We start from the raw sequence: 23,116 nt of genomic DNA on the forward strand, positions 1-23,116 counted from the left end.
GCGGGCCAACGTCCGACAAGAGAGCGGACCCCTCACCCGGCGCCGTAGCCGAAGCTTGCTTCGGCGTTCTGCTAAGTACGGCCGCCAAGGTCGGCCGATGCCGACCTCTCCCTTCGGGAGAGGTTTTCTTCGCGGCATCGATAGCGCAATATCCAGCAAACGAAGTCAGGAGCGAGACGCATGGCGGGCGCGAAGAACGTTCTCTGGATCATGTGCGACCAGCTTCGCTATGACTATCTCGGCTGCACCGGCCATCCCACGCTGAAGACGCCCAACATCGACGCCATGGCCAAGCGCGGCGTGCTCTTCACCAAGGCCTACGTGCAGTCGCCGATCTGCGGTCCGTCGCGGATGTCGTTCTACACCGGACGCTACATGCGCTCGCACGGCTCGCACTGGAATGGCTGGCCCTTGCGCGTCGGCGAGCCCACGCTCGGCGATCACCTCAACAAGATCGGCGTGCGCAACGTGCTGGTTGGCAAGACCCACATGGCGCCCGATCTGGAAGGCATGAAGGCGCTCGGCATCCCGCCGAAATCAGTCATCGGCGTGCATGTCTCCGAATGCGGCTTTGAACCTTACGAGCGTGATGACGGCCTGCACCCGACCGGTCGGCCGCGCCCGAAATACGATGAATATCTGCGCCAGCAGGGCTTTGAGGCTACTAATCCTTGGGAGCATTGGGCCAATTCCGGCGCGGCCGACGACGGCTCGTTGCAGAACGGCTGGCTGCTGGTGCATGCCGACAAGGCCGCGCGCGTGCCGGACGAGCACTCCGAGACGCCCTACATGACGCGGCGTGCGATGGACTTCATCACCGAGGCCGAGACCGATGGCAGCCCGTGGTGCCTGCATCTGTCCTACATCAAGCCGCACTGGCCCTATATCGCGCCAGAGCCCTACGCCAGCATGTATTCGACGTCAGACATGATTCCGGTGATCCGCTCCGAGCGCGAGCGCCAGAATCCGCATCCGGTGTTCGGCGCCTACATGGACATGCGCTACTCCCGCAACATGGCGCGCGACGATGCCCGCGAGAAAGTGATCCCGACCTATATGGGCCTGATCACCCAGATCGACGACCAGATGGGCGTGCTGATGAAGTTCCTGGAGGCGCGCGGCCTGTTGGAGACAACCATGATCGTGTTCACCTCCGATCACGGCGATTATCTCGGTGATCACTGGATGGGCGAGAAGGACCTGTTCCACGAGCAATCAGCGAAGATTCCGCTGATCGTGATCGATCCGTCGCAAGAGGCCGACGCCACGCGCGGCACACGTAGCGATGCACTGGTCGAGGCGATCGACCTCGCGCCGACCTTCCTCGACTATTTCGGTGGCAAGGTGCCGGGACACATTCTCGAAGGGCGTTCGCTGCTGCCGCTGCTGCGCGGCCGCACGCCATCAGATTGGCGCAGTGTGGCGTTCTCCGAATATGACTACGCCATGCAGGATGTGCGGCTGAAGTTGAACCAGCCCATCGAGCGCTGCCGCCTGTTCATGGTGTTCGACGGCCGCTGGAAATATATCCACGCCTCCGGCTTCCGCCCCATGCTGTATGACCTCGAAACCGATCCGGACGAATTTGTGGACCGCGGCGATGACCCCGGTTGCGCCGGCATCATCGCGCGGTTGCAGGCCGAGCTGTTCGACTGGGCGCTGCATCCGAACGACCACATCACGACGCCGCGCGAGAAGATCGCGGCCTATGCGGACAACCAGCTCCAGGTGAAGGGCGGCATTCTGATCGGCGTCTGGGACGAAGCCGAACTGGCGACGATCAAGGACGGCATTGCGCAGCGAGGGAAGCTCTAAGCCCCTCATGGTGAGGAGGCGCGAAGCGCCGTCTCGAACCATGCAGGCCTCGCTGCGACAGCGCGGGCCTTTCATCCTTCGAGACGCCGCTTTGCGGCGCCTCAGGATGAGGGATAGAGAGCGCGCTGCTCGCTCAGCTCGTCATGCCCGGGCTTGTGCCGGGCATCCACGTCTTGCGTCGAGCGCGGAAGCGCATGGATGGCCGAATCAATCCCGGCCATGACGGCGGGGTGCGTTGTGCGAGCAACGCCTTAATTCTCGATCCTGTATCCCGTCGCCTTCACGATCGGTTGCCATAACGCGATGCTTGCTGCGAGCTCTTTCGTCAAGCCTTCCGGTGTCGACCCGACCGGAATGAGCCCGATCGCCGTCAGCTTCTCCTTCACCTCGGGCTTGGCGAGCGCGGCGCGCGCGGCGGCGCCGAGCTTGCTCGCGAACTCCTGCGGGCTGCCCGCCGGAAGCCACATGCCGTACCAGGCGTCGGCGACAAGATCGATGCCGCTCTCCCTCAGCGTCGGAACGTCTGGTGCAAACGGCGATCGTTCCGCGCTCGCGACCGCGATGATCTTCACGCCCTTGGCACGATGTTGCGGCAGAGCATCGGCCAACGTGGTGATGCCGAACGAGATGTGGTCGCCGACGATGTCGTTGAGGATGGGTGCGCTGCCGCGATAGGGCACGCGGGTCAGGGGAATGCCGAGGTCCTTCTCGAGCTTGGAGCCCATGAAATGTGGGATGGTGCCATTGTTGGGCACCCCGAACGAGGTCTTGTCCGGATGCGCCTTCAGCCATGTCACAAAGCTCTTGAAATCAGTGGCGTCGACCGCCGGGTTGATCACCAGCGCAAATTCGAACCGCGCCAAGAGCGACACCGGCAAGAAGTCCTTCGCCGTGTCGAAGCTCGGCGTCGTCTCCACCATCGGCAGCAGATACATGGTCGGCCCCGTCGTCACCAGCACCATGCTGCCGTCGGGACTGCCGCCTTTGACCGCCTTGATGCCGATCAGCCCGTCGCCGCCGGTGCGGTTCTCGACCACGAGGGTCCGTTGCAGCACCGGCGCCATCTCCAGCGCGATCAGCCGGCACAGCGTGTCGCCGCCTGCTCCCGCTGCGAACGGGAAGATGATCTTTGTGAGCCCGGCCTGCGCTTGCGCCCCACCCGCCTGCGCCAGCAGCGGCAGCCCGAGACATCCGGCCATGAATTTGCGGCGATCCATTCGTTTCCTCTTCGGCCCTTTATCGTTGACCGCAATTAGAGCCGGGCGGACGCCCGACACAAGGCCGACATTCGCCGTTTACCATGGCGGCTGCCTTGCGCCCGTCACCGTCCTGCTGCAAAAGCAGGGCTCATCGGCGCCGTCTGCTCCGCCGTTTTCCGAACAATCGCATCCAGCGCCAACACATCTACCCACATGGCCAGCCCCGAACTCAGTCAATTCCGCCGTATCGTCGTCAAGGTCGGCTCCGCGCTGCTGGTCGATTCCGACAGGGGTGAGGTGCGCGCGTCCTGGCTCGCGGCGCTGGCGGACGACATGGCCAAGCTGCACCGCGAGGGCCGCGATGTGCTGGTGGTCTCCTCCGGTTCGATCGCGCTCGGCCGCAGCCGCCTCAAATTGCCGCGCGGCCCGCTGAAGCTCGAGGAGAGCCAGGCCGCCGCCGCCGTCGGCCAGATTGCGCTGGCGCGAATCTGGTCGGAAGTGCTCGGCGCGCACGGCATCGAAGCCGGCCAGATCCTGGTGACGCTTCAGGACACTGAGGAGCGCCGCCGCTATCTCAATGCGCGCTCCACCATCGGCAAGCTGCTGGAATGGCGCGCCATCCCCGTGATCAACGAGAATGACACGGTGGCCACCAACGAGATCCGCTACGGCGACAATGACCGCCTTGCCGCGCGCGTCGCCACCATGGCGAGCGCCGACCTGCTGGTGCTGCTGTCCGACATTGATGGCCTCTACGATGCTCCGCCCAAGAACAACCCGAACGCAACACTCATTCCTGTGGTCGAGAGCATCTCCTCAGAGATCGAGGCGGTGGCCGGGGACGCCGAGTCCGAGCTATCGCGCGGCGGCATGCGCACCAAGGTCGAGGCGGCCAAGATCGCCACCACGGGCGGCACGCACATGCTGATCGCCTCCGGCAAGATCGAGCACCCCCTCCAGGCCATCGCCGATGGCGGCCGCTGCACCTGGTTTCTGACGCCGGCCAATCCCATCACCTCGCGAAAGCGCTGGATCGCGGGCACGCTGGAGCCGAAGGGCACGCTGACCATCGATGCGGGCGCGGTGACGGCGCTGCGCGCCGGCGCCAGCCTGTTGCCGGCCGGCGTGATCAAGGTCGAGGGCCAGTTCGCCCGCGGCGACGCCGTGATCGTGCGCGGTCCCGATGCCAGCGAGGTCGGCCGCGGCCTGATCGCCTATGACGCCGAAGTCGCCGAGCGGATCAAGGGCCGCTCGTCCCCGGACGTGATGGCGATCCTCGGCATCAGCGGGCGGTCGGAGATGATCCACCGCGACGACCTGGTGGTGGGCGGTTAAGGCCTTTGCCGTCAGGCCGGGCTTGTCCCGGGCATCGACGTTCTTCGAGCCGCAAAAGGCGTGGATGGCCGGGTCAAGCCCGGCCATGACATCGCGGTTGGGCCAATGGCCTTGTTGCACCAGTTCGCCGGGAGACCAGCCATACCGTCCCCGCCCTTCGCAGACGCAGGATTTCCGTGCTAGGACACCGCCTTAGCAGAAGGTTGACTCCCATGGCCGCCCCCCTCAAAGCCGTTGACGGCAATGCCGATCTCCAGGCGCTGATGTCCGATCTCGGTACCCGTGCCCGCGCAGCCGCGCGCGTGCTCGCGCTGGCGCTGCCGGAGCAGAAGAACCGGGCGCTGGAAGCCATGGAGCGGGCGATCCGCGGCAACGCTGCGGCGATCCTCGCCGCCAATGCCGAGGACGTCGCTGAAGCCCGCGCCTCCGGCAACGCGACCGCCTCCTTCATCGACCGCCTGACGCTGACGCCGGCGCGCGTCGCAGGGATGGCGGAGGGCATCAGCACCGTGCGCGGCATTGCCGATCCGATCGGTGTCGTTACTGAAAGCTGGCAGCGGCCGAACGGCATGACCATCGAGCGCGTGCGCGTGCCGCTCGGCGTCGTCGGTGTGATCTTCGAGAGCAGGCCGAATGTTGCGGCCGATGCCGGCGTGCTGTGCCTGAAGTCCGGCAATGCCGTGATCCTGCGCGGCGGCTCCGACAGTTTCCGCTCCTGCCGCGCCATCCATGAATGCCTGGTGCAAGGCCTGCGCGAAGCCGGCCTGCCCGAAGCCGCGATCACGCTGGTGCCGACGCGCGACCGCGCGGCGGTCGGCATGATGCTGTCAGGATTGAATGGCGCGATCGACGTGATCGTGCCGCGCGGGGGCAAGAGCCTCGTCGCGCGCGTCGAGCAGGAAGCGCGCGTGCCGGTGTTCGCGCATCTCGAAGGGGTCAATCACGTCTACATCGATGCCAGCGCCGACCTCGCCATGGCAAAATCGATCGTGCTCAACGCAAAAATGCGCCGCACCGGTGTCTGCGGCGCCGCCGAGACGCTGCTGGTCGATCGTGCGGGAGCCGCAAGGAGCCTGAAGCCGCTGGTCGAGATGCTGTTGGATGCCGGGTGCGAAGTGCGCGGCGACGATGCGGTGCAGAAGACCGACGCACGCGTAAAGCCTGCCAGCGAAGACGATTGGAATACTGAATATCTCGATGCGATCATCGCAGCGAAAGTGGTCGACGGCGTCGACGGCGCGATCGCGCACATCCGGAACCACGGCTCGCATCACACCGACGCCATCGTGAGCGCGGACGAGGTCGCCGCGAAGAAATTCCTGAGCGAGGTCGATTCCGCGATCGTGCTGCACAACGCTTCGACGCAGTTTGCCGATGGCGGCGAGTTCGGCTTCGGTGCGGAGATCGGCATCGCCACCGGCCGCTTCCATGCCCGCGGACCTGTTGGCGCCGAGCAGCTGACGAGCTTCAAATACCGGGTCCTCGGCACCGGGCAGACGCGGCCGTAGCCGCTCGGGGCGGGCATTGAGCAACAATTTCGTCGTGCCGCGCTTCGTGGCGCAAGCGATCCCGCCCTACACCCAGGGCATGCGCGTCGGCCTGCTCGGCGGCTCGTTCAATCCGCCGCACCAGGCCCATCGCGCAATCAGCCAATTCGCGCTGAAGCGATTACAGCTCGATCGCGTCTGGTGGCTGGTGACGCCAGGCAATCCGCTCAAGGAGAACGGCACGCTGCATGAGGTCGGCGCGCGCATGCAGGCGGCGCGTGACGTCGCGGCCGATCCCAGGATCGAGGTGAGCTGTCTCGAATCCGTCATTCGCACGCGCTACACTATCGACACGATCAACATCTTGCGCCGCCGTTTACCCGGCTTGCGCTTTGTCTGGATCATGGGCGCCGACAACCTCGCTCAATTCCACCGTTGGCAGGACTGGCGGCGGATCGCCGCCCAGGTGCCGATTGCGGTCATCGATCGCCCGCCGCAAAGTTTTCGTGCCCTCGCCTCTCCTGCCGCCAAGGCACTGGCGCGCTACCGCTTGCCCGAGAATAAGGCGGCACTGCTTGCGGATCGGCCGGCGCCGGCCTGGGTGTTCCTGACCGGATTGAAGCTGAATCTCTCGTCGACGGGCCTGCGGAACCCGGACGGGAGCTGGAAAGGTACGAAGTGAGAAAAGGTACGAAGTGAGACGGAGTGTGTGGATTTGAGGCTCTCTGGCATATTGAAACCCTTAACCCCACATGATGTAGTGTAACCGGTGAGCGCCGGATTCGGCGTTCGCGATACAGTGAAAGGAATGGTCCCTGGCCACATCTGTATTGTCCAAGTCTGTTTTACCCAAGGTTGCTAAGCCTACGCGTAAAACATCGTCCAAAGCTGCCTTGAAGGCGCAACCCGACGCCGACAAGACGCTGAGCCTGATCCTCTCCCGCCTCGAGGACATGAAGGCGGAAGAGACGGTCACAATCGACCTTCGCGGCAAATCGGCGTACTCCGACTACATGATCGTTACCACCGGCCGGGTTAACCGGCACGTTGGCGCGATCGCGGAAAACGTCACCAAAAGCCTCAAGGAAAACGGCATCAAGAACATCCATGTCGAGGGCTTGCCCAATTGCGACTGGGTGCTGATCGATTCCGGCGACGTGATCGTGCACGTGTTCAGACCCGAGGTCCGCGAGTTCTACAATCTCGAGCGATTGTACACGCAGGGCCCAGGGGCGGCGAAGGCGATCTAGAGGCCTGACGAGCCGATTTCGAATCGGCTGACGCGCATGCTAGCGTCGTGCGCGCGTCTGATGCGCGCGACCTTGAAAACACGACGCTGAAGCCATCATGCGTGTTGCTGTCATTGCGGTGGGCCGGCTGAAGCAGGGCCCCGAACGGGAGCTTGCCGATCGCTATTTCGAGCGGTTCGCCGAGGCCGGCCGCAAGCTCGGATTTCGCGACCTCTCGATTTACGAACTTGCGGAGAGCCGGGCGCGCGACGCAGCAACGCGGATGGCTGAAGAGGCCGCGGCGATCTCGGCCCATATTCCGGAGAAGGCGGTCCTGGTGGCGCTGGACGAGCGCGGTCAGAATCTGGACTCCACCGTATTCGCACGGCATCTGGCGCGCTGGCGGGACGAAGGCGCCGGACATACTATCTTCGTGATCGGAGGGGCGGACGGACTTTCGCCCGAATTGCGCCGTAAGGCCAAGCTCGCGATCGCGTTCGGCTCTGCGACCTGGCCGCACCAAATGGTCCGCGTCATGCTTCTGGAACAGCTTTATCGGGCCGCCACCATTCTGGCCGGCCACCCCTATCACCGCGCGTGATGCGCGCCACAACGAGCACCTTTGCCGACGAGATGCGTGCGCCGATTCTCAACCTGCTGCTGATCACTGGCCTCGCAGGCACAAGCCTCGCGCACGCTCAGACGGCGACGCCGCCGCAGACCGCGGCTGTCTCGCCCGATGTAATCAAGCAGCGCGAGCAGGAGCTCGAGGCCGCGCGCGCCAGGCAGAAGAGCGCGGAGGAAGCGCAGGCCAAGCTCAAGGCCGAGATCACCGCGCTCGGCCAGGACCGCACTCAACTCAATCAGCAGCTGATCGACACCGCCGCCAATGTGCGCACCGTCGAGACCAAGATCGACGAAGCCGAAGCCCGGCTGCGGACGCTGAACGGCCGCGAGCAACAGATGCGCGCCTCGCTCGATTCGCGCCGCGCCGACATCGTCGAAGTGCTGGCCGCCTTGCAGCGCGCCGGAAGGCGCACGCCACCCGCGCTGCTGGTGCGCCCCGAAGATGCGCTGCAGTCGCTGCGCACCGCGATGCTGCTGGGCGCCGTCGTGCCGGAGTTGCGCGGCCGCGCCGAGAAGATCGCCGGCGACCTCGGCGAGCTCGTCGCCCTGCGCAAGAACATCGCCACCGAACGCGACCAGCTCGCCCTCGACCGCGACCGGGTTCGCAACGACCAGAGCCGGCTCACTGCTTTGGTCGACGAGCGGCAGCGCCAGCAGGCGGCGCGGGAAAAGGACCTCGACGCCGAGAATTCGCGCGCGATCATGCTGTCAAAGCAGGTCGGCGATCTCCAGGGCCTGATCACCAAGATGGAGCAGGATCTGCAAAGCGCCGCCAAGGCCGCTGAGAAGGCGGCCGAAGCGGCAAAGCAGGCCGAGGCGAAGGCGGCCGCCAGCGCCAAGTCCGGCCCGGGCGCTTTCAAGGACCGGTCCCGGACCACGCCCGCGATTGCCTTCGCGTCGGCAAAGGGGCTCCTGCCTCTTCCGGTGAATGGTAACAAGATCAGGGACTTTGGTGGTTCCGACGGGATCGGCGGGGTCCAGAAGGGCATTTCACTGGCCACCAAGCCCGGCTCTCAGGTCACAACGCCGTGTGACGGCTGGGTGGTCTATGCCGGCCCCTTCCGCAGCTATGGACAACTCTTGATCCTCAATGCCGGGGGCGGGTATCATGTCCTGATCGCCGGGATGGAGCGCATTTCGGTCAACATCGGACAGTTTGTGCTCACGGGGGAGCCGGTCGCGACCATGGGGTCGACCTCTCAGGTCGCCTCCATTCTCGCCACTAACGCGAGTCAACCTGTGCTGTATGTCGAGTTCCGCAAAGACGGCACTCCAATCGATCCAGGCCCATGGTGGGCCGCAAATGAAGGCGAGAAGGTTCGCGGATGATGCGCAAGACTTCAGTAATCCTCCTCAGCGCGGCCACCGGCGCGGCGCTGACGCTGTTCGTGACCCAACCGCGCGCCGTGTTCATGGGCTCCAGCGCGCGAGCCGCCACCGCGGACACCTATCGCCAGCTCAATCTGTTCGGCGACGTCTTCGAGCGCGTGCGCTCCGACTATGTCGAGAAGCCCGACGACACCAAGCTGATCGAATCCGCGATCAGCGGCATGCTGACCGGCCTTGATCCGCATTCGAGCTACATGGACGCCAAGAGCTTCCGTGACATGCAGGTGCAGACCCGCGGCGAGTTCGGCGGCCTCGGCATCGAGGTCACGATGGAAGACGGCCTGATCAAGGTGGTCTCGCCGATCGACGACACACCGGCCTCGCGCGCCGGCATCATGGCCAACGATATCATCACCAATCTCGACGACGAGGCGGTGCAGGGCCTGACCCTGAACCAGGCGGTCGAGAAGATGCGCGGTCCGGTCAACACCAAGATCAAGCTCAAGATCATCCGCAAGGGCCAGGACAATCCGCTCGACGTCACCTTGGTGCGCGACAACATCCGCGTGCGCTCGGTGCGCGCGCGCGTCGAAGCCGACGACATCGCCTATATCCGCATCACCACCTTCAACGAGCAGACCACCGAAGGCCTGAAGCGCGAGATCGGCAATCTCTCGAACCAGATCGGCGACAAGCTGAAGGGCTACATCATCGATCTCCGTAACAATCCGGGCGGCCTGCTGGAGGAAGCGGTCACCGTCTCCGACTCCTTCCTGGAGAAGGGCGAGATCGTGTCGACCCGCGGCCGCAATGCCGAGGAGACCCAGCGCCGTACCGCGCATGCGGGCGACCTCACCAAGGGCAAGCCGGTCATCGTGCTGGTCAATGGCGGCTCGGCCTCGGCCTCCGAGATCGTCGCCGGCGCGCTGCAGGACCACAAGCGGGCGACCATCGTCGGCACGCGCTCGTTCGGCAAGGGCTCGGTGCAGACCATCATTCCGCTCGGAAGCGGCAACGGCGCACTGCGGCTGACCACCGCGCGCTACTACACGCCGTCGGGCAAGTCGATCCAGGCCAAGGGCATCGTGCCGGACATCGAAGTGCTTCAGGACGTGCCGGACGAGCTGAAGTCCCGCACCGACACCAAGGGCGAGGCGTCGCTGCGCGGCCACCTCAAGAACGATGGCGACGAGAAGACCGGCTCGCAGTCCTACGTCCCGCCGGACGCCAAGGACGACAAGGCGCTCAAGCTTGCCGACGATTTGCTCCACGGCATCAAGAACAGCGCCTCGGCCGCACCGACGCCGGGCGGCGACAAGGCCGCCGCCGACAAGCCCAAAGCGGCGAACTAGAATCGGCTCACACGAACTTCTTGCAAAGGGCGGCTGCAAAAGCCGCCCTTTTTGCTTGGAACTCCTGATGCCCCCGGCCGATCCCGGCCTGCCGCCGCTTGACCTCGGCGTGGTATCGTCGTTGCGAGTGATTCGGGATCGCGCATGACTGAAACGGCCGATGATCTGAGCGCCCCGCTCGGACAGGACAAGCCGCGCCGGAAACGCCGGCTGCGGCTGCCGTTTACGGCCATGCAGCTGCTTGCCGTCCTGCTTCTCCTGTTCCTGGTCACCTTTGCCGGCTTCGCCATCTTCAACAAGGATCCGCTCGGCGGCGAGCCGATGATGCGGATCGCGATCCGCGAGCCCAAGACAACGGACACAACAACGGACAAGACAGCGGACAAGGCTACCGAAGAGAAGCCGGCCGCCGCCGGCCACGGTCAGGACAGCAGGACCAAGGAGACGCCGAAGCAGGCCGCTCCCAGTGAGCAGAAGACCGTCACCATGATCGACGGCTCCACCGGCGCACGCCATGACGTCGTGATCGGCGCTGGCGAGGCCACCGACAAGGGCGGGGCGGCTTCGGCACCGCCGCCTGTTATGGCCGGGATCGAACCAAAACTGCTGGAGAAGTCGCGCTACGGCATGATCCCGGTGGTCGCCGGGGACTTGAAGCCGTTCAACGTCTACGCGGCCGATGCCGACCGCGCCAAGGCCGCAAAGATGCCGGTGGTCGCCATCGTGATCGGCGGCCTGGGGGTCGGCGCCGCCAAGACCACCGATGCGATCATGAAGCTGCCGCCTGCGGTGACGCTGGCCTTCACACCCTATGGGTCCGACCCTGGCAAGCTTGCTGAGCGGGCCCGCGCCCAGCGCCACGAGGTCTTCCTCCAGATCCCGATGGAGCCCTATGACTTCCCCGACAACGATCCCGGGCCGCAAACATTGCTGACCTCGCTCAGCACCGATCAGAACATGGACCGCCTGTACTGGCACCTGAGCCGGATGCAAGGCTATGCCGGCCTCACCAATTTCATGGGCGCTCGCTTCATCGCGACCGAGCCGGCGATGCAGCCGATCATCCGCGAAGCGGCCAAGCGCGGGCTCGGCTTCTTCGACGACGGCTCCTCACCCCGCAGTATCGCGTCCCAGGCCGCGGCCAACCAAGCGATGCCGTTCGGGAAGGGCGACATCGCGATCGACGTGGTGCCGACGCCGACCGAGATCGACCGCGCCCTGAACAAGCTCGAAGCGACGGCGCGCGAGCGCGGCGCCGCTGTCGGCACTGCCTCGGCCCTGCCCGTCTCGATCGAGCGCATCGGCGTCTGGACCAAGACATTGGGCGACCGGGGTATCCTTTTGGTGCCATTGACAACCGCGATGCTGAAATCAAAATCCAGCTAAATCAACGAATTGGTACGGCACGGGTGCCCGGCGGGCCGCATCAGGTCCTACCGACAACAGCATGCGAGGGGTCTGGCGGAATGGCGCGTTACGAGGATCTGCCCTACCGGACCTGCGTCGGTGTGATGCTGATCAACACGAAGGGGCTGGTGTTCATCGGCCGCCGCGCCGGCGGCATCGAGCATGTCGACGACGCCCATGTCTGGCAGATGCCGCAGGGCGGCGTCGATCCCGGCGAGGACACCTGGGAAGCCGCCAAGCGCGAGCTCTATGAAGAGACCAGCGTGCGCTCGGTCGAGCGGCTCGGTGAGGTGCCGGACTGGCTCACCTACGACATTCCGCGCACGGTGGCCGGGCGCACCTGGAAGGGCCGCTACCGCGGCCAGCGCCAAAAATGGTTCGCGGTGCGCTTCACCGGCAAGGATAGCGAGATCAATGTCGAAAAGCCCGGCGGTGGCGGCCACAAGGCCGAGTTCGTGAGCTGGCGCTGGGAGCCGATGAAGAACCTCCCGGGCTTGATCATCCCGTTCAAGCGTCCGGTCTATGAACGCGTGGTGATGGAATTTTCCGCGCTGGCGGATCAATAATTCGAGTTGCCGTTCCAGGTTCGGTGCTAATCCATCGCGCGGAGTGACAGCGAAAGATGCACGCGTGACGGAAAAGCCCTACCGCCCCAATGTGGGCATCGCCCTGTTCAACGCCAATGGCCGCGTGCTGATCGGCCACCGCTTCAAGGGCGACGGGCCCGAGATCATCCTGCCGGGACTCGACTGGCAGATGCCGCAGGGCGGCGTCGATGAGGGCGAGAATCTGCGCGATGCGGCGATGCGCGAGCTCTGGGAGGAGACCAACGTCGTCAGCGCCGACTATCTCGGCGAGACCGACTGGTTCACCTACGAATTCCCACCTTACGACGGACCGCAGACGCACCGGCTGGCGAAATTCCGTGGCCAGCGCCAAAAATGGTTCGCGCTGCGCTTCACCGGGCGTGACGACGAGATCGATCCGCTGACGCCGCGGAACGGCCAGCCGGCGGAATTCGACGCCTGGCGCTGGGAGCGCCTCGACCGCGTCGCCGACCTCGTGGTCCCGTTCCGCCGCGACGTCTACCGCGCCGTGGCACGGCAGTTTGCGGGGTTCGGAAACTAAAACTGCGAAAACAACCCCATGCACAGTAGCCGAGCACCTTCGGCGCGATGCACTGTGGTTAGTGTGAAGCCTTTGAAGTGTCGGGTAGAATCGGCAGCAAAGCGCAATCGAATGGTGAAGGTGCCGACATCGGCGCCATCGCCGCGTGGCACTCGGCGGCGTCATCGGTGCCTTCGCGATTTGCGTCGGCATTGGGCCAGCTAAACTAGGCGCGCACGGCGCGGTGCAGCAAAGCTTCAGCGCCCGCCACGGTGTGACGAGCGCTGAATCTGTTCACGAATTCTAGGCTTGAGCCCCGGAGCAGTGCCCCGGGGCTTAGTGCATAGCCGTGGAGTTGAGCTGGTGCTGGATGCTCTTGAAGTGGTCCAGCCGCTCGATGGCGTGATCGAGCTCGCTGCCTTCGTGCTCCTTCAGATTCTCTTCCATCTCCGCGATCGTCTCGGCGAACTGCGCACGATCGAGCTCGGCCAGCGACGTCGCGACGTCGGCGAGCACAGTCAGGCCCCTTTCAGAGACTTCGGCAAGGCCGCCGAGCACGATGACCTTCTCGTGCCTGCCGCCCGTGGTCACGGTGAGAATGCCGGGGCGGATCGCAGCGACGACCGGCGCATGTCCCGCCAGCACGCCGAAGTCACCCTCGACGCCGGGGATGTCGACCTGGTCGACCTCGCCCGAGAAGGCGAGCTTTTCCGGAGAGACGAGATCGAAGTGAAAGGTGGCCATGAGCTATCCGTTTTTTCCGCTTGTCACCCGCGGGCTTGGCCCGCGGGTCCATCCATCAAAACGCTCTCGATGGATCGCCGGGTCAAGCCCGGCGATGACGAGATGAGAATGCTTAAGCCGCTTCAGCGGCGAGCTTCTTGCCCTTCTCGACGGCTTCTTCGATGGTGCCGACCATGTAGAAGGCAGCTTCCGGCAGGTGGTCGTACTTGCCTTCCACCAGGCCCTTGAAGCCCTTGATGGTGTCGGCGAGGTCGACGAACTTGCCCGGCGAACCCGTGAAGATTTCGGCGACGTGGAACGGCTGCGACAGGAAGCGCTCGATCTTGCGGGCACGGGCCACCGTCAGCTTGTCCTCTTCCGAGAGCTCGTCCATGCCGAGAATGGCGATGATGTCCTGCAGCGACTTGTAGCGCTGGAGCACCTGCTGGACCTGGCGCGCGGTGTCGTAGTGCTCCTGACCGACGACGAGCGGCGAGAGCATGCGCGAGGTCGAGTCGAGCGGGTCGACCGCGGGGTAGATGCCCTTTTCCGAGATCGCGCGCGACAGCACGGTGGTGGCGTCCAAATGCGCGAACGAGGTCGCCGGCGCCGGGTCGGTCAAGTCATCGGCCGGCACGTAGATGGCCTGCACCGAGGTGATCGAGCCCTTCTGCGTGGTGGTGATGCGCTCCTGCAGCGCGCCCATATCGGTGGCGAGCGTCGGCTGATAACCCACCGCCGAAGGAATACGGCCGAGCAGCGCCGACACTTCCGAGCCGGCTTGCGTGAAGCGGAAGATGTTGTCGACGAAGAACAGCACGTCCTGGCCCTGGTCGCGGAAGTGCTCGGCGACAGTCAGACCGGTGAGGCCGACGCGGGCGCGGGCGCCCGGCGGCTCGTTCATCTGGCCGAACACCAGCGCGCATTTCGACTTCACGCTCGGATCCGGATTGTGCGGATCGGCGTTGACCTTGGATTCGATGAACTCGTGATAGAGGTCGTTGCCCTCGCGGGTCCGCTCGCCGACGCCGGCGAACACGGAGTAACCGCCGTGCGCCTTGGCGACGTTGTTGATCAGCTCTTGAATCAGCACGGTCTTGCCGACGCCGGCGCCGCCGAACAGGCCGATCTTGCCGCCCTTCGCATACGGGGCCAAGAGATCGACGACCTTGATGCCGGTGACGAGAATTTCAGCTTCGGTCGACTGATCGGTGTAGGTTGGCGCTTCCTGGTGGATGGCGCGCTTGCCTTCCGACTGGATCGGGCCGGCTTCGTCGATCGGCTCGCCGATCACGTTCATGATGCGCCCGAGCGTGCCGGCGCCCACCGGAACCGCGATCGGCTGGCCGGTGTCGGTCACTTCCTGGCCGCGCACCAGACCTTCGGTCACGTCCATCGCGATCGTGCGCACGGTGGACTCGCCGAGATGCTGCGCAACTTCGAGTACCAGACGGATATTGCCGTTCTTGGTTTCCAGCGAATTGAGAATGGCCGGGAGGTGGCCTTCGAACTGAACGTCGACGACGGCGCCCATGACCTGGGTGACGCGACCGACCGGGTTAGCTGCTGTAGCCATGAAGCTCTCCTTCGAAATTCTGTACTTGAACGACCGTCGTTTAATTGGTGCGTCAGAGCGCCTCGGCGCCGGAGATGATCTCGATCAGCTCCTTGGTGATCTGGGCTTGACGGGTTCGGTTGTAGATCTGGGTTTGCTTGCGGATCATTTCACCGGCGTTGCGGGTGGCGTTGTCCATCGAACTCATCTGCGCGCCGTAGAACGAGGCATTGTTTTCGAGCAGCGCGCGGAAGATCTGCACCGCGATATTGCGCGGCAATAGGCGGGAGAGGAGTTCGTCCTCCTCCGGCTCGTATTCATAGGATGTCGCCGGCGCGTTCGCCGCCTTTTCTTCCACGGTCAGCGGAATGATCTGCTGGGCGGTCGGGATCTGCGCGATCACCGAACGGAAGCGCGCGTAGAACAGCGTGCAGACGTCGAACTCGCCGTTGTCGAAACGCGCCAGAACCTTCTTGGCGATGTCCTCGGCATTGATGAAGCCGAGCTGGCGGACGCTGCGCAGATCCATGTGCTCGACGATCTGCTTGTCGAACAGGCGGCGGAGCTGCTCATAGCCCTTGCGGCCGACGCAGAAGAATTTCACTTCCTTGCCTTGCGCGATCAACGCCTGCGCGCGCTCGCGCGCCAGGCGCACGATCGAGGAGTTGAAGGCGCCGGACAGGCCGCGCTCGCCGGTGCAGACGAGCAGCAGGTGAACCTGGTCCTTGCCGGTGCCGGCCAGCAATGCCGGCGCGCCGGGCGAGCCCGCGGCGGCGCTGGCGATATTGGCGATCACCGCGCTCATCTTGTCGGCATAGGGCCGCGCCGCTTCGGCCGCTTGCTGGGCGCGGCGCAATCTCGACGCCGCGACCATCTGCATGGCCTTGGTGATCTTTTGCGTCGCCTTGGTGGAGGCGATGCGGACGCGCATGTCTTTAAGTGACGCCATTCTTCGTTCACCCCGGCGGTTCGACCCTTACGATCAAGCCGCTAGCCTATCCCAATCGTCATGCCCGGGCTTGTCCCGGGGCATCCACGTCTTCATAACCCACGCGAAGGCGTGGATTGGCCGGGACTTTAGATGCGAAGACGCGCTTCGCGCCTTAGCCCGGCCCTGACGGCCTTCTTATGCGAAAGACTTCGCGTAGCCCTCGACCACCGACTTCAGCTTGGCAGCGGTGTCGTCGGAGAGATCGCGGCTGTCGCGGATCACGTTGAGGATGTCGACGTGCTTGCCGCGCAGCAGCGAGAGCAGGCCGTCCTCGAACGCGCGCACCTTGTTGAGCGGCAGCGGATCGAGGTAACCGTTGGTGCCGGCCCAGATCACGCAGACCTGCTCTTCCATCTTCAGCGGCGAGAACTGCGGCTGCTTCAGGAGCTCGGTGAGACGCGAGCCGCGGTTGAGCAGGCGCTGGGTCGAGGCGTCGAGGTCGGAGCCGAACTGCGCGAACGCCGCCATTTCGCGGTACTGCGCGAGCTCGCCCTTGATCTTGCCGGCGACCTTCTTGGTGGCCTTGGTCTGAGCCGAGGAGCCGACGCGCGACACCGACAGACCGACGTTCACCGCAGGACGGATGCCCTGGAAGAACAGATCGGTTTCCAGGAAGATCTGGCCGTCAGTGATTGAGATGACGTTGGTGGGAATGTAGGCCGACACGTCGTTGGCCTGGGTTTCGATGACCGGCAGCGCGGTCAGCGAGCCCGAGCCCTGGTCCTTGTTCAGCTTCGCCGCGCGCTCGAGCAGGCGGGAGTGCAGATAGAACACGTCACCCGGATAGGCTTCGCGGCCCGGCGGGCGGCGCAGCAGCAGCGACATCTGGCGGTAGGCGACGGCCTGCTTGGACAGATCGTCATAGATGATGACCGCGTGCATGCCGTTGTCGCGGAAGTACTCGCCCATGGTGCAGCCGGTGAACGGCGCGATGTACTGCATCGGTGCCGGATCCGAGGCGGTGGCGGCGACGACGATCGAGTATTCGAGCGCGCCCTGCTCTTCCAGCACCTTCACGAACTGGGCAACGGTCGAACGCTTCTGGCCGACCGCGACGTAGACGCAGTACAGCTTGATGTTCTCGTCCGGCTGCGCATTGAGCGGCTTCTGGTTCAGGATGGTGTCGAGCGCGATCGCGGTCTTGCCGGTCTGGCGGTCGCCGATGATCAGCTCGCGCTGGCCGCGGCCGATCGGGATCAGCGCGTCGATCGCCTTGAGGCCGGTCGCCATCGGTTCGTTCACCGACTTGCGCGGAATGATGCCGGGCGCCTTGACGTCGACACGCATGCGCTTGTCGGCCTGGATCGGGCCCTTGCCGTCGATGGGATTGCCGAGCGCGTCGACGACGCGACCGAGCAGGCCCTTGCCGACCGGCGCGTCCACGATGGCGCGGGTGCGCTTGACGGTCTGGCCTTCCTTGATCTCGCGGTCGGCACCGAAAATAACGACACCAACGTTGTCGGTCTCCAGATTCAGCGCCATGCCGCGGGTGCCGTTCTCGAACTCGACCATTTCACCGGCCTGGACGTTGTCCAGACCGTAGACGCGGGCGATACCGTCGCCGACGGACAGCACCTGTCCGACTTCGGAGACTTCAGCTTCCTGGCCGAAATTCTTGATCTGGTCCTTGAGGATCGCGGAAATTTCCGCGGCGCGGATGTCCATCAGCCTGCCTCTTTCATCGCGTGCTTGATCGAATTGAGTTTGGTGCGAAGCGAACTATCAACCATGCGGCTGCCCAGCTTGACGACAAGGCCACCGATGATCGAGGGATCGACTTTCACGTTCAGCGCGACGTCCTTGCCGGTCACCGACTTCAGGGCAACCTTGAGGGCGTCGAGATTCTTGCCCGAGAGCGTTTCCGCGACGGTGACATCGGCCGTCGTCTCGCCCTTGAACTTGGCGACGAGGGCGCGGTAGGCGCGGATGACGTCCGACACCGTGAACAGGCGGCGGTTGGCGGTCAGCACCTTCAGGAAATTGGCGGAGATGCCGGCGATGCCGGCCTTGGTCAGGACGGCCGACAAGGCCCTGGACTGGGTGTCAGCCGCGAACACCGGGCTGCGGACGAGGCGATTGAGATCGGCGCTCTCGGTCAGCAGGGCCTCGAATTTCTCAAGATCGGCTTTGACTTCGTCGACCACTTTCTGGTCGCGGGCCAGTTCGAACAAGGCCGTTGCATAACGGCCGGACACACCGGAAACGGACGTATCTTCTGCAGCCACAGACGCGCTCTTTTTGCTGTCAAACTCGCAAGGGAAAAACCGTCGCCACGAAGCGGCGCCTAGCGATCCAAGCCCTTGGAATTCAAGCGGGACTTCGATTTTTCGAACAGCACGGGAGGTGCCGGGCTCGTTAAAATCGCGGCTTTGCTAACATAGCAGGCGCGCAGGTGCAACATGACGCCAAATTAAAGGCATGAGGATCTGTCGCCAGTTCGTCGCACGCCACGATGGCGTGACGATGAGCTCCCGCATCACGGAATTGCCGTGAGCCTCGCGGCGGCTCGGCACCCATTCGTTCCTGCCCTTAGCGCATACCGGCCATGAACACGGATCGCTAAGGCGTGAATCCCGCCGCGTCAGTTCCATGAGCCGAATACTTACCCAATTCTAAACGCTGGCGGAAATGACTTCATTTTACAGTATTCCCAAGTAATCGATTAGTTAATGAATTGATAAAACAAAGGATTGCGGAACATCGACCGAATATCGGCACAGGTAACAAGATGTTTCATGACGACACAGAGCGGATTTACTGCCCAATTCACGCCGCATTGCGAAAGGAAACGCCATACCGCTCACAAACTGATGGGGGCTCCACTAGCCACATATGTGGCAATACTAGCTTAGGGACCACTAAATGCTGTCTTTGAAGACGCTGGGCTTTGCGACCCGGCCGCGCACGGCGATCGCTTTTGTTGCCGCAACTCTCTTCATCGGTGGAACTGCCACCGAGGCTTCCGCCAAATCCAGACATCACCGGCATCACCATCATCATCACCGCCACCACGCCCAGAACGATACCAACGCGAGCTCCGATTGGCGCAACGCCAATGCGTCGATGACGCCGTCGTCGGGCACGGGCCGCAGCTTCTCCGGCATCGCCTCCTATTATGGCAACGAATCCGGCAGCAAGACTGCTTCGGGCCAGCGCTTCAACCAGAACGCCATGACCGCCGCGCACCGTTCGCTGCCGTTCGGCACCAAGCTGCGCGTCACCCATGGCGGGCAGAGCGTCATCGTCACCATCAATGACCGCGGCCCGTTCATTCGCGGCCGCGTGCTCGACCTCTCCACCGGCGCTGCCCGCGCCATCGGCCTGACCGGCGCCGGCGTCGGCCGCGTCACCGCGGAAGTCGTCTCCTAACGCGCGAACCAGCGCCTCATCTCAGCCGCGCAGTTTTCATCAGTTTGATGCGCGCGTGAAGCAAGCCCGCGGTCTTGGGGGACCGCGGGCTTTTTTGTTGGCGTCGCCGTCATTCTGGGGCGCGCAACGAGGGTGGAGGCGCGCACCCCTCCCGCGCCGTCATTGCGAGCGCAGCGAAGCAATCCAGAAAATTTTCTGCGGGAAGACTCTGGATTGCTTCGTCGCTTCGCTCCTCGCAACGACGTGGAAAGAGTGCGCACAGCGCCTACAAAAAGCTCTGCGGATCGACGTCGACCTCGAGCTTGAGATTGCCCGTCGGCTTCGGGCACACGGCGAGCCAGTTCCGCAGATAATCCGACAGATCGAAGCCGCGCGCCGATTTCACCAGGATGCGGAAGCGGTAGCGGCCCTTGATGACCGCGAGCGGTGCTTCCGCCGGCCCCAGCACCACCACGCGCTCGTCTCGTGGCGCCAGCGCCACCAGGCAGCGGCCAAAGCCTTCCGCGCTCGGCCGGTCGCCTGCCGAGATGATCAGGCTGGCGAGCCGGCCGAACGGCGGATAGAGCGTCTTCTCGCGCAGGTCGATCTCGCTGTCGTAAAAGGCCTCGCGGTCGCAGGCGATCAGCGCCTTCATCACGGGATGATCGGGCTGGTGGGTCTGGAGATAGCCGACGCCGCGGCCCTGCTCGCGTCCGGCGCGGCCTATCACCTGGTTGAGCAATTGCCAGGTGCGCTCTGCCGCGCGCGGGTCGCCGTTGGAGAGGCCGAGATCCGCATCGACCACGCCGACCAGATTGAGCCGCGGGAAATTGTGCCCCTTCGCGACGAGCTGCGTGCCGATGATGATGTCGACACGACCCTCCGCGATCTCGGCAAGCTCGCTGCGCATCGTCTCGATCGAGGTGATGAGATCGCTCGACAGCACCATGGTGCGCGCGTCCGGGAACAGCGCGGCCGCCTCCTCCTGCAAGCGCTCGACACCTGGGCCGACGGCGACCAGCGATTCCTCCGCAGAGCAGTTCGGGCAGACGTGCGGGCGCGGCATCGAGAAACCGCAGTGATGACAGACGAGGCGCTGACGAAAGCGGTGATCGACCAGCCAGGCATCGCAGATGGTGCAGGCGAAGCGATGGCCGCAGGCACGGCACAGCGTCAGCGGCGCATAGCCGCGGCGATTGAGGAACAAGAGAGCCTGCTCGCGCCGCTCGATCGCGATCTTGATCTCGCCCGCAAGCCGGGGCGAGATGAAGCGGCCGCGCGCCGGCGGCTCGCGGCGGAGATCGATCGCCTCGATATGCGGCATGTGCTGGCCGCCGAAGCGCGAGGGCAGCGCGATGCGCTGATAGCGGTTCTTGCGCGCATTGACCTCGGACTCGACCGAGGGCGTCGCGGAGGCCAGCACGACCGGTATTTTGGCGATATGCGCGCGCACCACCGCCATGTCGCGGGCGTGGTAATGCACGCCATCGTCCTGCTTGTAGGCCTGGTCGTGCTCTTCGTCGACGACGATGAGGCCGAGATTGGCATAAGGCAGGAACAGCGCCGAGCGCGCGCCGACCACGACCGGCGCGCTGCCCGCGGAGATCGCCGCCCAATTGCGCGCACGGGTGCGCGGCGTCAGCTCCGAATGCCACTCCAGCGGCCGAACGCCGAAGCGCTGCGCGAAGCGGTCGAGGAATTGGCCGGTGAGCGCAATCTCCGGCATCAGGATCAGCGACTGTTTTCCGCGACGAATGGCTTCCGCCACGGCTTCGAAATAAACCTCGGTCTTGCCCGAGCCGGTGACGCCGTCGAGCAGCGCGACGTGGAAGGTGCCGTTGGCCGCGAGCGCGCGCATCGTATCGACCGCCGCGCGTTGGAGCGGTGTGAAATCCGGCCGGCCAAAATCCGGATCGGGTGCCGGCGGCGGCGGAGGCGGCGGCATCGGTTCGACCGTGAGCGTGCCTTCGTCGACGAGGCCGTCGATCACGCCGGCCGAGACGCCCGCTTCCTTGGCGGCCTCGGACTTGCCGTGCAGCAGCCGGTCCGACAGCACCGCAATCAGGCGCTGCCGCGCCGGCGTCAGGCGCTTCGGCGGATCGCCAACCAGCCGCACGCCGGCGCGCATCCGTTCAGGGCCGAGATTTTCGCCCATGCGCAGGCACATGCGCAGCACCATGCCGCGCGGGCTCAGCGTGTAATTGGCGACCCAATCGACGACCGCGCGCAGCTCGCCCTTCAAAGGCGGGATGTCGAGCTTCTCGCTGACGTCCTTGAGACGGTTATGCAGGCGCGGATCGGGATTGGCGTTTTCGGCCCAGACCACGGCCAGTACCTCGCGCGCCCCGAGCGGCACGCCGACGAGATCGCCGGCCTTCAGCTCCATCCCGCGCGGCACCTTGTAGGAATAGGTCTGGTCGAGCGCGACCGGCACCAGCACGTCGACCATGCGGGTCGCAGTGGCGGGGGCGGACGTGCTGCGCGACGAATGATCCATGAGCTGGCTTGGAGGGAGAATCGGAACCTTAGGACGCCTCAAGGCTAGCGCCCTGGGGCGGCCTTAGCGAACGATAAACGGGTGTGATGCGATATACTGTGCGGAATCACCACGTCCAGAGTGCATGAGCAAAGCGGCCGCCCCATCCATCGAACTCGCCAGCGCCGATCCCTCGGTCGCGCAAGAGATGGCGCGCTGGCTGTCGCATCTCGGCGCCGAACGGCGGCTGTCGCCGAAGACGCTGGAGGCCTATGGCCGCGACTTGCGGCAATGCCTGGATTTCCTCTGCTCCCATTGGGGCGAGCGCGTCACGCTTGAGCGCTTCGCCGCGCTGGAAGCCACTGATGTGCGCGCCTTCATGGCGATGCGCAGGGCCGACGATATTGCCGGTCGCTCGCTGATGCGCGCGCTCGCAGGCCTGCGCTCGTTCGGCCGCTTCCTCGAGCGCGAAGGCAAGGGCAAGGTCGGCGCGCTCTCCGCGATCCGCGCGCCGAAAGTCGCAAAAAGCCTGCCAAAGCCGCTGCCGATGGCGTCGGCCAAACGGCTTGCCGATGCCGACGAGCGCGCCGGCGAGGAACGCGAGACCTGGATTCTGGCGCGCGATGCTGCGGTGATGGCGCTGCTGTATGGCTCGGGCCTGCGCATCTCCGAAGCGCTCGGCCTGAAGCGTCGCGAGGTGCCGCGACCGGGCGAGGGCGACGTGCTCGTCGTCACCGGCAAAGGCAACAAGACCCGCATGGTGCCGGTGCTGCAAAACGTGCTCGCGCTGGTGCAGGAATACGTTGCGATGTGCCCGTATCCGCTGCCCCCCGAGGGCCCGATCTTCGTCGGCGCGCGCGGCGGGCCCTTGAGCCCCCGCATCATCCAGCTCGCGATGGAGCGGCTGCGCGGCGCGCTCGGCCTGCCCGACAGCGCCACCCCGCACGCGCTCCGCCATTCCTTCGCCACGCATCTGCTCTCGCGCGGCGGCGATCTGCGCGCGATTCAGGAATTGCTCGGCCATTCCTCGCTCTCGACCACACAGGTGTATACCGGCATCGATTCCGAGCGGCTGCTCGAAGTCTATGCCAGCGCGCATCCGCGGCGCTGACACACTGACGTCATAACGTGCTTGC

The 23,116-nt window shown here is 64.8% G+C and carries 20 protein-coding genes; 13 read left to right on the forward strand and 7 right to left on the reverse strand.

Annotated elements, in window-relative coordinates:
* Positions 1-180: 180 nt before the first annotated feature.
* The gene (locus tag IVA91_RS29890) at positions 181-1,815 is read left to right on the forward strand and encodes an alkaline phosphatase family protein (RefSeq protein WP_247281218.1); all 1,635 of its coding nucleotides are present in this window, start codon (positions 181-183) and stop codon (positions 1,813-1,815) included.
* Between the two features lie 251 nt (positions 1,816-2,066).
* Here IVA91_RS29890 and IVA91_RS29895 read toward each other — a convergent pair whose 3' ends face one another.
* Positions 2,067-3,032 (reverse strand): Bug family tripartite tricarboxylate transporter substrate binding protein, encoded by a 966-nt coding sequence (locus tag IVA91_RS29895; RefSeq protein ID WP_247459918.1) that lies wholly within the window; start codon positions 3,030-3,032, stop codon positions 2,067-2,069.
* A 195-nt stretch (positions 3,033-3,227) separates the two neighbouring features.
* On the opposite strand from IVA91_RS29895, the gene proB reads away from it, so the two are divergent.
* From proB to IVA91_RS29945, 10 genes are all read left to right on the forward strand, one after another.
* The gene (proB, locus tag IVA91_RS29900; RefSeq protein ID WP_247281220.1) at positions 3,228-4,349 is read left to right on the forward strand and encodes a glutamate 5-kinase; all 1,122 of its coding nucleotides are present in this window, start codon (positions 3,228-3,230) and stop codon (positions 4,347-4,349) included.
* Positions 4,350-4,561: 212 nt separating this feature from the next.
* Positions 4,562-5,857 (forward strand): glutamate-5-semialdehyde dehydrogenase, encoded by a 1,296-nt coding sequence (locus tag IVA91_RS29905; protein WP_247281221.1) that lies wholly within the window; start codon positions 4,562-4,564, stop codon positions 5,855-5,857.
* A 16-nt stretch (positions 5,858-5,873) separates the two neighbouring features.
* Positions 5,874-6,518, forward strand: coding sequence for a nicotinate-nucleotide adenylyltransferase (locus tag IVA91_RS29910; protein WP_247281222.1), 645 nt, complete (start codon positions 5,874-5,876; stop codon positions 6,516-6,518).
* 211 nt (positions 6,519-6,729) lie between these two features.
* Positions 6,730-7,086, forward strand: coding sequence for a ribosome silencing factor (gene rsfS / locus IVA91_RS29915; protein ID WP_024338888.1), 357 nt, complete (start codon positions 6,730-6,732; stop codon positions 7,084-7,086).
* A 97-nt stretch (positions 7,087-7,183) separates the two neighbouring features.
* A complete protein-coding gene (rlmH, locus tag IVA91_RS29920; protein WP_247281223.1) occupies positions 7,184-7,666 on the forward strand; it encodes a 23S rRNA (pseudouridine(1915)-N(3))-methyltransferase RlmH in 483 nt (160 codons plus the stop codon).
* 32 nt (positions 7,667-7,698) lie between these two features.
* Entirely contained in the window at positions 7,699-9,021 is a 1,323-nt protein-coding gene (locus IVA91_RS29925; RefSeq protein WP_247281265.1) for a peptidoglycan DD-metalloendopeptidase family protein, read from the forward strand.
* Complete coding sequence (locus tag IVA91_RS29930) at positions 9,018-10,373, forward strand: S41 family peptidase (RefSeq protein WP_247281224.1); 1,356 nt, start codon at positions 9,018-9,020, stop codon at positions 10,371-10,373. The genes IVA91_RS29925 and IVA91_RS29930 overlap by 4 nt, the downstream gene beginning before the upstream one ends.
* 144 nt (positions 10,374-10,517) lie before the next feature.
* A complete protein-coding gene (locus IVA91_RS29935) occupies positions 10,518-11,759 on the forward strand; it encodes a divergent polysaccharide deacetylase family protein (protein ID WP_247281225.1) in 1,242 nt (413 codons plus the stop codon).
* An 80-nt stretch (positions 11,760-11,839) separates the two neighbouring features.
* Positions 11,840-12,346 carry an RNA pyrophosphohydrolase gene (locus IVA91_RS29940; RefSeq protein ID WP_247281226.1) on the forward strand — a complete coding sequence of 169 codons (507 nt, stop codon included), beginning with the start codon at positions 11,840-11,842 and terminating at the stop codon, positions 12,344-12,346.
* 64 nt (positions 12,347-12,410) lie between these two features.
* Positions 12,411-12,908, forward strand: a complete 498-nt coding sequence (locus IVA91_RS29945; protein WP_247281227.1) for an RNA pyrophosphohydrolase — start codon at positions 12,411-12,413, stop codon at positions 12,906-12,908.
* Between the two features lie 315 nt (positions 12,909-13,223).
* Here IVA91_RS29945 and IVA91_RS29950 read toward each other — a convergent pair whose 3' ends face one another.
* From IVA91_RS29950 to IVA91_RS29970, 5 genes are all read right to left on the reverse strand, one after another.
* On the reverse strand, positions 13,224-13,631 hold the full coding sequence (locus tag IVA91_RS29950) for a F0F1 ATP synthase subunit epsilon (RefSeq protein WP_247281228.1): 408 nt from the start codon (positions 13,629-13,631) through the stop codon (positions 13,224-13,226).
* A 112-nt stretch (positions 13,632-13,743) separates the two neighbouring features.
* Positions 13,744-15,186 (reverse strand): F0F1 ATP synthase subunit beta, encoded by a 1,443-nt coding sequence (gene atpD / locus IVA91_RS29955; RefSeq protein ID WP_247281229.1) that lies wholly within the window; start codon positions 15,184-15,186, stop codon positions 13,744-13,746.
* 52 nt (positions 15,187-15,238) lie between these two features.
* Entirely contained in the window at positions 15,239-16,114 is an 876-nt protein-coding gene (locus IVA91_RS29960) for a F0F1 ATP synthase subunit gamma (protein ID WP_247281230.1), read from the reverse strand.
* Positions 16,115-16,291: 177 nt separating this feature from the next.
* Positions 16,292-17,821, reverse strand: coding sequence for a F0F1 ATP synthase subunit alpha (gene atpA, locus IVA91_RS29965; RefSeq protein ID WP_247281231.1), 1,530 nt, complete (start codon positions 17,819-17,821; stop codon positions 16,292-16,294).
* On the reverse strand, positions 17,821-18,381 hold the full coding sequence (locus IVA91_RS29970; protein ID WP_247281232.1) for a F0F1 ATP synthase subunit delta: 561 nt from the start codon (positions 18,379-18,381) through the stop codon (positions 17,821-17,823). The genes atpA and IVA91_RS29970 overlap by 1 nt, the downstream gene beginning before the upstream one ends.
* A 637-nt stretch (positions 18,382-19,018) precedes the next feature.
* Here IVA91_RS29970 and IVA91_RS29975 point away from each other — a divergent pair.
* Positions 19,019-19,525, forward strand: coding sequence for a septal ring lytic transglycosylase RlpA family protein (locus tag IVA91_RS29975; protein ID WP_247281233.1), 507 nt, complete (start codon positions 19,019-19,021; stop codon positions 19,523-19,525).
* 265 nt (positions 19,526-19,790) lie between these two features.
* Here IVA91_RS29975 and IVA91_RS29980 read toward each other — a convergent pair whose 3' ends face one another.
* A complete protein-coding gene (locus IVA91_RS29980) occupies positions 19,791-22,001 on the reverse strand; it encodes a primosomal protein N' (RefSeq protein WP_247281234.1) in 2,211 nt (736 codons plus the stop codon).
* Positions 22,002-22,125: 124 nt separating this feature from the next.
* Here IVA91_RS29980 and IVA91_RS29985 point away from each other — a divergent pair, with 124 nt between their 5' ends.
* Positions 22,126-23,091 (forward strand): tyrosine recombinase XerC, encoded by a 966-nt coding sequence (locus IVA91_RS29985; protein WP_247281235.1) that lies wholly within the window; start codon positions 22,126-22,128, stop codon positions 23,089-23,091.
* Positions 23,092-23,116 lie beyond the last annotated feature (25 nt).

The organism is Bradyrhizobium sp. 153 (assembly GCF_023073835.1).
In the GTDB taxonomy this organism is placed as follows: domain Bacteria; phylum Pseudomonadota; class Alphaproteobacteria; order Rhizobiales; family Xanthobacteraceae; genus Bradyrhizobium.